Annotated in this window: 8 protein-coding genes; all 8 read right to left on the reverse strand. The window is 50.1% G+C overall.

The window, feature by feature from the left end:
* Window positions 1-32 precede the first annotated feature (32 nt).
* The 8 genes from BN4314_RS02170 to dnaE all read right to left on the reverse strand — a co-directional run bounded on the left by BN4314_RS02170 (window position 33) and on the right by dnaE (window position 10,936).
* A complete protein-coding gene (locus tag BN4314_RS02170; protein WP_068539584.1) occupies window positions 33-1,190 on the reverse strand; it encodes an acyltransferase family protein in 1,158 nt (385 codons plus the stop codon).
* 89 nt (window positions 1,191-1,279) lie between these two features.
* On the reverse strand, window positions 1,280-1,687 hold the full coding sequence (locus BN4314_RS02175; RefSeq protein WP_068539585.1) for a hypothetical protein: 408 nt from the start codon (window positions 1,685-1,687) through the stop codon (window positions 1,280-1,282).
* A gap of 78 nt (window positions 1,688-1,765) precedes the next feature.
* On the reverse strand, window positions 1,766-2,854 hold the full coding sequence (gene ruvB, locus BN4314_RS02180; RefSeq protein ID WP_068539586.1) for a Holliday junction branch migration DNA helicase RuvB: 1,089 nt from the start codon (window positions 2,852-2,854) through the stop codon (window positions 1,766-1,768).
* A gap of 3 nt (window positions 2,855-2,857) precedes the next feature.
* Window positions 2,858-3,490, reverse strand: a complete 633-nt coding sequence (ruvA, locus tag BN4314_RS02185) for a Holliday junction branch migration protein RuvA (protein WP_068539587.1) — start codon at window positions 3,488-3,490, stop codon at window positions 2,858-2,860.
* Window positions 3,487-4,161, reverse strand: a complete 675-nt coding sequence (gene ruvC / locus BN4314_RS02190) for a crossover junction endodeoxyribonuclease RuvC (RefSeq protein WP_068539588.1) — start codon at window positions 4,159-4,161, stop codon at window positions 3,487-3,489. Before ruvC ends, ruvA begins: the two co-directional genes overlap by 4 nt.
* A 198-nt stretch (window positions 4,162-4,359) precedes the next feature.
* Entirely contained in the window at window positions 4,360-6,432 is a 2,073-nt protein-coding gene (locus BN4314_RS02195) for an NAD(+) synthetase (RefSeq protein WP_068539589.1), read from the reverse strand.
* Between the two features lie 19 nt (window positions 6,433-6,451).
* Entirely contained in the window at window positions 6,452-6,844 is a 393-nt protein-coding gene (locus BN4314_RS02200) for a desulfoferrodoxin family protein (RefSeq protein ID WP_068539590.1), read from the reverse strand.
* A gap of 198 nt (window positions 6,845-7,042) precedes the next feature.
* Window positions 7,043-10,936 (reverse strand): DNA polymerase III subunit alpha, encoded by a 3,894-nt coding sequence (gene dnaE, locus BN4314_RS02205; protein WP_068539591.1) that lies wholly within the window; start codon window positions 10,934-10,936, stop codon window positions 7,043-7,045.
* Window positions 10,937-11,077: the final 141 nt, after the last annotated feature.

The following is an 11,077-nucleotide window of genomic DNA, read 5'->3' on the forward strand; positions in this document are numbered from 1 at the left end:
GTATTGCCAGACCAAATACAGCACTGAAGACGCTACTTAGCTGACTTGTGACCTGCAAAGAGCATGTTGACACGACGCACAACAACTTGACCTACGCAGGCATCAAACAAAATGATAGCCAAATAAAAGAGCAAACTAAACAAACTGCCTACCAGAATGAACGATACAAGGCCAAAACCTAATGCCCACATGAGTATTGTATCGGCAGTAGCATGCCAGCCAACCGAAAAGAAGGCTTGTAATACATAAAAGCCCAAAGTTCCTGCACTCAAAAAAGCAAGAATACGAGCAAGGCGTGGATGCTGAGCGGCACTATCGACTGGTTGTGCGAGCGCACAGAGCAATGCCGATACCGCCATGACAAAGGCAAAGGATGAGGTAGAGCGATAAGACAGTGAATTTACAGAGTCTATACCGCCTAGACTCCCTGCAATAAATTCAGCAACTACCATCCCAGTCAATGCAAGCACAAAGACAGGACGGCCATAGCGAAAAGTGCCAGGGCGTACATGTTGGGCAATCCACCCACCCACCAAAAAACTCATTCCATAGCTCACCGCACTCATTAGCTTGCGCCAATCAAGCACCCCCAGATCACCTGTACCCTGAGAAAAAAAGGCAATGTAGAGGTTCAGCGCATAAACCGCAATAAGCAAACTAATCAGCAGTTGGTTTTGTTTATGGAGGCGCCACCAAAACCAAGCAATAAAAGGACACAACACCACCAATGCCAGATACACCCAAATAAATTGGATACCAAAACTAATCCAATACCAATCGTTAAGCTCTGCATTGGTAATTTCGGGTACAAAATGATGTGCAAGCAGTGCGACAAGCCCATACAGGACAACCGTAGTTAAAATGATGGCAACTCTTCGAGCGGTAATGCGCGCTTGCAGATGCCAATACCCTGGCAATACCGAGGTCTCCGCAGCTCGCGGAAGCAAAAAGAAACCCGAGATCATTATAAAGATGTGATTGCCCCAGGCCCCCAATTGATTGATGCTGCCCATAAGCACAAGTGCCTGTATGGACGCGCGACCATTGGGCGCAAGGGCGGTACCCGCCAAAAAGCCATCCCAATTCACCATGGACTCAAACCAAGGTAAAAAACTATGAAAGATGGCAATACAGAGAATAGCTATCACACGGAGAGCCTCAATAGACAAAAGGCGTGTATTGGCACGCATTGTTAGTGTACGCGCTGCTTCTCCCAAAAAATGAGTGGACAGCTGAGTTCTATTCTGCTGGGAATGGACTCTTATGGAAGCTCGACTGCTCACTGATCAAGCTCCGCTACCAAAGTCGTAAACTCCTTGGGCACCACGTTGATGTCAGCACCAAAGCTCTCAGCAACAGCGCAAGCCTGCGCACGGCGAAATTCAGCCGTATCTCTATCCCCAGTACGCTCATAAATATCAGCTACCCGCATCAGTGCAAAGCTAACATACTCAGCCAAAGACTCGCCCAAACCAGAAAGTACCATCATGGTCACAAGAGAATCAGGGCTGAGATTCATGGCGACCGCAGGATCCATATCCAAAAGACTTGCAACGTCCTGCTCGACTGAGGCTGCAGCATCGAGGGCACTATGCGGCTCTTTGAGAGACTGGGCCGTCCTCAACGCCTTTGAGATGGACTCAACAAACTGCGAAATAAGTTCCAGCAGATAATCTCTCTGCAACATGAATACTCCTCGCAACAACTCATCAGTAGCTTATCGAAAACAGTTTGGACTCAACGAGCGTAGCTAAACAGCACTATTCTAGCCTTGCGAAGGCAAGGCCGCTCCGAGGTGCTCAAAGGCAACAACCGTAGCCTGACGTCCCTGAGGTGTACGGATGATTAAGCCTCTCTGCAACAGATAAGGTTCGTAGACATCCTCAAGTGTGGAAGGATCTTCGCCCACTGCCGACGCAATAGTGGTAAGTCCCACGGGACGCCCTCGGAATGTCTTTGTAAGAGCCTCAAGAATCTTGGTATCCATCCAATCAAGACCCAGTTCGTCTATCTCAAAGAAGGATAGAGCCTCCGCGGCGACTTTCCAGTCTATATCTCCTCCAGCGCGTACCTGAGCATAGTCACGTACGCGTTTAAGTAGGCGATTCGCGAGACGGGGCGTCCCACGGCTGCGACTTGCAATCTCACGAGCGCCTTGCTCGTCAATCTCAACTCCCAAGATATGTGCCGAACGCGAGACAATCGAAGCGAGTTCATCAACGTTGTAATAATCGAGGCGATAACTAATACCAAAGCGGTCACGCAAAGGCCCTGTCAAAAGGCCAGTACGCGTAGTAGCACCAATGAGCGTAAATTTGGGCAGGTCAAGGCGAATCGAACGAGCAGCAGGCCCTTTGCCAATCACAATATCGAGGCAAAAGTCCTCCATCGCAGGATAGAGCACTTCTTCTACCTGACGGTTTAAACGATGAATCTCATCAACAAAGAGCACATCTCCAGGTTCGAGATTAGTAAGAATCGCCGCAAGATCACCGGTACGCGCAATAGCAGGACCAGAGGTGGTACGAAGTTTTGCACCCATCTCATTTGCGACAACACCAGCAAGAGTTGTCTTACCCAAGCCTGGAGGGCCCGAAAAAATCACGTGATCAAGCGGTTCGTTGCGATCACGCGCTGCTTGGATAAGGACGCGAAGGTTGGTACGCACACGCTCCTGACCAAGATAATCTTCTAGAGTCTGAGGACGCAGGCTATGTTCCACATCAAGATCTTCAGCGGTAAGCTCAGTACTCACGCTTCGTGAAGAACTCATGCTTTCCATACCAAAAGGAGCGGCGTTGCCGTGGGCATCGTCCGCAAAGAGATCATCAGCATCTGCTTCCCATACTGCCATGGTCTACACTCCCCTCCCCAAACGCTTGAGGGCATATTCAAGCGCTGCTTCTACCGAAGAGGTGGCACTGTCGCAGCCATCAAGGGCGAGTTCGGCCTCCTGAGGCGTAAAGCCCATGGAAAGCAACGCTTCACTTGCTTCGGTTTTGACATCGCGTATGGCCGAAGGAGACGATAGTTGATTATTTGTTGTTGCAGATTCAAGACCTACCAAGCTACGAAGCTCCGCATCTTTGGCAAAAACATCCTGCAACTCTACAAGTAATCTTTGAGCCTTCTTTTTGCCTACGCCAGGCACCGTAGCTGCACGATTGGCATCCTGAGTTGCAACAACCGTTGCAAGGGTCGCAGGAGTAAAGGTTGAAAGCACTGAAAGAGCGAGTTTGGGGCCCACACCCGAAATCGCCACCAAGCGATCAAAAAGCGAACGCTCCTGGCGATTGGCAAAACCATAGAGCTCCATCGCATCCTCACGTACCACCATGCGTGTCAACAGCGTAACGCCAGCTTCGCCTACCGCAGGAAGTGTGGCGGCAGTATGCGCCGAAATGCCCAGCTCATAGCCGACACCCGCCACATCAAGAATTGCATGCGTTGGCAAAACCTCTATGAGGGTACCCGTGAGCTGAACAATCATGAGCGAGCCTTCCTCGATGTGTGTACGCTATCTCGAGTGGAAATACGACTTGTTCTGCTGCTGGGCAGCTGCCCTGCCTGAGCACGAGAAGCGGTTGCCGCCGCAGTAACCTCACGCGCCTCTGCTGCTGCCTGATCTCGACTGGCAATTTCTGCTTCGCGAAGAGCATCAGCTGCTGCCATGCGACGTGTTGCACGCTGGGTACGTACCAACAGGGCATGACAAACTGCCGCAGCAAGCGCATCTGCTGCATGGTCGGGATGCGGATCATGATCTAGTGCCAAAATATTGCGCACCATAAAAATAACCTGATACTTGTCAGCACTTCCTGTGCCTACCACAGCTTGCTTTATCTGCATGGGAGTGTACTCGCCAACTTCAAGTCCTGCTCGAGAACAAGCAACGATTGCTGCTCCTCGGGCTTGAGCTGTAGCAATAGCAGAACGCTCGTTTTCACCAAAGAAAATCTTCTCAATGGCAAGCTGACTGGGGTGATACTGATTAATCACATCGCTTATCTCGTTAAATATGCTACCCAGACGATGATCAATGGACTCTGTAGGACGCGTCGTCACACATCCATAGGCTCTCGCGCGACAAGTATTGCCACGAGCCTCAATCACACCCCAACCAGTATGGGCAAGACCTGGGTCAATGCCAAGTACAATCATGTTTTGTACCGCCTCTTTGCTCGCCTGCCCACACAAATAAGAACACTCGTTCTATCATATCCCAAATGAGGACATACGCAAGACCGAGTCATTCTCACCGAGCTAGCAAGTACGCCTTGCCCCTTAGGTGCATCTGAACATGCGTGCAGCCAAACCAAACTGAGCAATAACGCAACTTAAAGGTTGGCTGGTGGACCTTTAGTTTTCGGAAAAGGGGCTAAAACCGTTTCCTGCAAAGCCGCCAAAACCCATATGGCCCTCAGCATCGGCAACAATATGTCCATCGGCGTTGTCGGGATTTACCAAGCCAAAGCCTTTCATGTAATCCATGAGATTGGCCATATTCTGCCGACTATTTTCAGGCTTTTTTGAAATATCGAGCGATCCAAAACTGAAATCAGCGTTTTGCTCTGCTTGTTTTTCTGGGTCAAATACCGAAATCTGTGCACCATTCAGCAAATCTGAGAGTGCATCTACAAAGGGATTGTTTGCCTCGACATCCTGCAGACCCGCCTCAAACGAAGCAAGCAACTCCTGTGCCAAAACAGAGAGCTCTTTGCTACCCGGCAATAGCTTTTTACGATCTGTCCTATCGTACCAAGCCAGGTCAAAGGGTCTTCGAGCATCTGTAAGACTACGTGTACTCGCGCGCAACACCACTCCTGCATTGCTTCTTGCCAAAGCATGCGCATGAAAAGCAGCCACTGCCGCTTCGATGAGCGCAGACATCCCTTGTGAGCGCTGAATATCAGACGGGGTACGTTCCCACTCGATATACATGCTTAAGATTAAATCAAGCTGCCGCACTTGATCCTCAAAATCAATGGGTACATCGTTGAATATATCGCTCTCAAGCAGTTCAGGTAGATCACAACGAGCAAGCGATACATCTGAGAAGACCGGTGAGCTTGCATTGCGTGTGCGCGCCATCTCTAGCACGTCTGTGCGATAAAGATCACCCAAAGGAAGGATATCTGCCGCAGCGCTCAAACCATCTGCCTCAAGGGCAAGCCACGTTTTATCACAAGAAGACAACAGGAGAGCATGAAGCTGACGCGCAAGCTGACGAGCTTCTGCGGCAATCACATCGCGCTCGGCAGCAAGGGCACCAAGACGCTCGTCAACTCCTGCAGAATCCTGCAGCGAAACCGCGCTTGCTTGGACAAGACGAGGATTACGCTCATGCAGATTGATATGCAAATTTGCGGCGAGTTGGCGCATAGCCAGTACTCTTTGTGCGGCCGAACGCGGACGAGCGAGCGATTCTCCCCTGCCACCACTACGCAAGGCAGGCGTGCCTTCCAACGGTGTCGCCAACAGAGCATGCACGTGCATGGGACCCAACGCATCGCTCGCAAGGGTAGCCAAAACGGCAGAGCTCAGCGTGCCATCAAGAGTAAGCACCACATCTTGCATACCTTGAGCTACGACAAAATCTTTCAAAGTAAGCGAAAGCGCCTGCCAACAAAAAGCGCTTCGGTCATAGGGAACAGGCTTGGGAACATCTTGCTTGGGACCTTCAGACTGTGGACCAATCTCAGCTACTAACAGCGCTTCTTCAAATGAAGGAGCTATTGCCACCGCTTGGCCATCAGGAGCTAATACAAAACTACCACCCGTACAAACGGCATCATCTGAGCCACCAAGCGAACCTAATGCGATAAGCCAAGATTTCGTATCTCGCACATCTTGGGTATAGCGATTGTCAGGCAATCCTGCTGCCAACACCGAATTGCTATCATTCGCCGCATATGTCTGAGAGGAAAAATAGATAATAGCGTTGATGTCATAATCCAAGCTTGCCAACTCATCGAGCTTGTCAGGAGTCATTACCAGTGCAAATTTGATACCTTCCATATCAAAGGTAGGAATACTGGTTTCACCACTCAAAAGCTCTACGCCATTGGCCATAGCTGCCATGACATCACCGCCCATAGAGCGTGTCAAATTTGTCAGGCGCAGAGGCATGACCTCGCCATTTGCAATTAAGAAGATCTCTTCTACAGACTCATAAGCCGAAAGCGATGCCAAAGGCAAGAGGCAGGGGCAGGCTAGCTTATCGACAAGACTTGACAACATATCTGACAAATCGATAAGCAGACCCTCTTGGTCTACGTAGGGTACAGGACACATACCCACAAGCGTAGACAAGGGGAAGATGAGCAGTTCTACACCCTGTCGGGCGGCCTGTTCGCTATATGCAATAATGCGCTCGCCCGTGCGAGAGAAATCTCCCGCACGGGCGCTAAGTTGCGCGATACCAATCTTCACGCGTAACACCTAACTGAGCTTAGAGCTCAACTTCAGCTTTCCACAGACCATGAAGGTTGCAATAAGCATAAACGGTAGCACCCTTAGCGCAGCACTTGCCAAACTGAGCCTCAGGCTTGTCACCAGGCTTGAGATAGCGCACAAAGAGTTTATCCTCAGCAGCAAGGGCAATCCACTCGATGTAATGCTCCTCAAGGGAAGGATGCTCAACAGCACCAACCTTTACAAGGATATGCTTGCCATCTTCGGCCTCAACAACCACAGGAACGTGCTTCTCAGCAGCAGCGTCAACAGAACCAGCTACAAGGCTCTCCATGGGCTCGCCACAGCAAGAAGGATCACAGCCGCCCTTCTTGAGCAAAGCAACCATAGTGCCACAGGTATTGCAGCGATAGAAAGTAGGCTCGGCCATAACTTTTCCTCTCTCCTTACGACGCCTCATCGCGTCGTATATCCATTGTGGCACATCCCCAATAAATAACACAGACATTCGCAAATTAACGCAAGTCCAACGGGTTACACACGTCCAACAACATGCGACGCTTTGATATGCACCGCACAAGAGGGGCGTGCAGGTTTACTTCGATACGGTACGTAGTGCACGGCGCTCCTAGGCAAAAACAATGCTTCCTTCGGGATCAACGAGATCCTTGAGCTCTGCCATCAGCATCATGCTGCGCGCATCCACCGTTGTAGGCAACTCCATGCGCAACGTATTGCCTGAACTTTCCTGGACAAGCAACTCCACGCGATCAAGGCCCGCATAGCGCGACAGAATGTCATGCAATCTCTGCATACGGTCGTAACTCAGAACACTCGGTGTCATGTGCAGCTCAATGACCTTGGGGCGGTTTGATGACGTGGTGAGCTCTAGTCCCTCAATAGAACTGCAGATAATTTGATCACCACGATCTGAGCGCTCAAGCTTACCCGAGATTTTGACAAAGATATCGTTTGCGGAGCTACCCATCTCAGCATCAACTTCACCTGCAAGGATGGCAGCCGATTTCTTATACAGCTTGGGGAAGACGACCAACGTAATTTCGCCTTCCATATCTTCTAAGGTCACAATCGCCATGGGATCACCGTTTTTGGTGGTCTTCTTTTGCACAGAGGTCACCATACCGGCAAGGCGAATTTGCTTATCCTCTGCCACTTTGTGACGCTCAATCATGCCACCTGTCATGGGATCAGGTACTTCTTCGGTCTCATTGAGCTCGCCGATGGTGTAGTCGCGTACTTTGGAGAGTGCATACTCATACGGACGCAGGGGATGATCCGAAACATAAAGCCCTAGCACTTCATGCTCGTTATGAAGCTTGTCGCTACGTTCCCACTCCACCCCATCGGGTTGGGGTGCTTCATCGACAAAACCAGAGTCTTCTACATCGCCAAACATATCAAAAAGACTGCTCTGACCTGCAGCTCGATCCTTTTGACGACGCGCGGCAACATCAAGGATATTTTCTGGATTGTTTTTGTCGACCATAATCATCAACTGACGACGCGGATATCCCGTAGAGTCAAAGGCACCGCTTTTGATAAGCGCTTCAACAACACGACGATTTGCCGAGGAACCATCAACACGGTCAACAAAATCGTTGAGATGCTTGAAAGGTCCACCCTTCTCACGCTCGGCCATGATAAGCTCAGCTACACCTTCGCCAACGCCGCGGATACCGGCAAAGCCAAAGCGAACACCTGCAGGAGTTGCCGTAAAGTCACGACCTGATTCATTGATATCAGGCGGCAAAATCTGAATACCCTCGTGGCGACAGGCGGTAACGTAGTGGACAATCTTGTCTGTCTTGCCCATGTAGCTGGTGAGCACCGATGCCATAAATTCACGCGGGAAATATGCTTTGAGCCAAGCTGTCTGCATAACAAGAATGGCATAGCCTGCAGAGTGAGATTTATTGAACGCATAGGAAGCAAATTCAAGAACGTCGTCCCAAATACGCTGAGCGGTCGCACGCTCGTAACCATTTTCGACGGCGCCGTTCATCCAATGGTCGTAGGTAGTCTCATCTTTACCATTATCCCAATGGAATTCGGTACTGGTGAGCAACTTAATTTTCTTTTTTGCCACAGGTTTGCGGATGCGGGAGTCAGACTCACCAGCGGAAAAGCCCGACATCTTGACCGAAATCTGCATGACCTGTTCTTGATACACGATTGTGCCGTAAGTCTCGTCCAAAATTTCCGAAAGACGATCGTCATAAAAGACGATGGGCTCGCGTCCATTCATGCGGTTGATATAGCTGGTAACCATACCAGCACCTAAGGGACCCGGACGATACAGGGCAATCAATGCAACAATTTGCTTGTATTCTTTGGGCTGCATATTTTTAATGGTGGCTGTCATACCTGCAGACTCTACTTGGAACACTCCCGCTGTGGCACCCGAGCCTAGCAACTCATAGATCTTGGGGTCGGTAAAAGGAATCTTGTCCACATCAATATCCACGCAGGTAGCACCAGGCTTAATGCATCCACGCACAAGTTCGGGCATACGTTCGATATCAGAGGCATGAGGGTAGCTCGCGCGAATATTCGCGAGGGTTTTTGAAATAACGGTCAAGGTACGCAGACCCAAAAAGTCCATCTTGAGCAGACCCATATCGGCAACCGAGTGACCCTCGTACTGGGTAATCTCAACGCCACCTTTGGTATCAAGTTTGGTCGGCACATGATCGTTAACGGGTGTCGGTGCAATCAAAACAGCACACGCATGCACCCCTTCACCTCGGGTGAGACCCTCAATAGAAAGCGCTGCATCAATAATGCGATGCGCGTCGGCATCCTTCTCGTACGCCTCGGAAAAGTCGGGTGAAAACTGATCTGGTTTATTTTCATTTTTTTCAAGCGCATTTTGCAAGGCAAGCTTAGGGTCGTTGGAAAGCATCTTGGACAGGCGCTGACCCTGCCACACAGGAAATCCCAGCACACGCGCAGCATCGTTGATTGCTTGCTTGGCCTTGATGGTTGAGTAGGTAATAACGTGGCAGACACGCTCGGATCCATAAAGTTCTCGGACGTGCTGAATGACTTCTAGGCGCCGCTCATCGTCGAAGTCCATATCAATATCGGGCATTTCGGAGCGCTGAGGTGACAAAAATCTCTCGAACATCAGGCCATTTTCTAGGGGATCAAAAGCGGTGATGTTCATTGCATATGCAACAATAGCGCCAGCTGCACTGCCTCGACCAGGGCCTACACCAATACCATTGGTTTTGGCCCACATGACATATTCCTGCACAATAAGAAAGTAGTCAGCAAAACCCTTATCACAAATGATTTTGTACTCGTACTCAAAACGCTCTTGAATATTGATGCCATTAATCTCACGGGTACGCCAGTCGGGTCCATAGTGTTGCTCAAGACCTTTTTCGCATTCGGCGTGGAAACGTTCCTCAGAAGTCTCCCCCTCTGCCAAACCAGGAAACTTAGGCAAGTACATACTTGACCAGTCAAGTTCAAACTGACACTTTTCCGCAATCTCAAGCGTCGTATCACAGGCTTCAGGAATCCACGAGAAGAGAGCGCGCATCTCTTCTTCGCTCTTCATGTAAAACTCGCTACCTTCCATATGTAGACGACCAGAATCATCGATATGACTAGCGGTACCGATGCAGCTCATAATGTCTTGAGTCGGCGCATCCTCGCGGGTAAGGTAATGGAAGTCGTTGGTAGCAACCACCTTGATGCCGAGCTTTTGTGCCAGCGCAACGAGACGCTCATCAAGCGTACGGTCGGTCCATCCACCACGGAAATTGAGACCGTGGTCTTGAATCTCAATATAGAAGTCATCGCCAAAAATGCGTTGATATTCGCGAGCCCATCGCTCTGCTTCATCAATATTTCCATCGATAATATTTTGGGGAATGATGCCTTGTACGCAGGCAGACTGGCAGATGATGCCTTCGTGATATTTTTTGAGCATACCCAAGGTAGTACGAGGCTTGTAATACATCATCTCATTGGCAGCTTGGGACATCATCTTCATCAGATTGACGTAGCCCGTCTCGTTTTTTGCAAGTAAAATAAGGTGATAGCGCTTTTGATTGGGTTTGTGCTCAATTTGGTCGTCCGTGATGAAGTAAGCCTCGCAACCAAAGATAGGCTTGACCACAGGCGTAGGACGATTTGCTTCAACAGCGCTCAGGTCGCCACCTGTGGACTCCCAGATAGCAACATCGCTTTCCCATTGCGCATGCACACGATCGTGAGGTGCCGCATCCCCTGCATCGGGCTCAGGTTCGTCAAGCTTCCAAGATTTTTTGAAACACTCAACATCGTGTTTCCATTGCTTCATGTCCGCCGCAGCATCGTTGTACCTGCGGCATTCGAGGTCAAGGTTGGGCACGCCAAACATATACCCGTGATCGGTCAGAGACACGGCAGGCATCCCAAGGTCAACGGCACGCTTAACCATATCAGGTATGCGCGTGGCTCCATCAAGTACCGAAAAGTCAGAGTGGCTATGTAAGTGTACAAAGGCCATACGTGTACTCTCCCTTGTGCGCGGAATGGACAAGGCGCACTAAAAAACTCCGCGCGCCTACGCATGCCACAAGACACCTGTCCTATCCGCATCTCTTGCTGTCTTTGTTTTCTGCTATCAATTCTAACGTAGCAAACGGAC

It is taken from the genome of Olegusella massiliensis (assembly GCF_900078545.1).
In the GTDB taxonomy this organism is placed as follows: Bacteria; Actinomycetota; Coriobacteriia; order Coriobacteriales; family Atopobiaceae; genus Olegusella; species Olegusella massiliensis.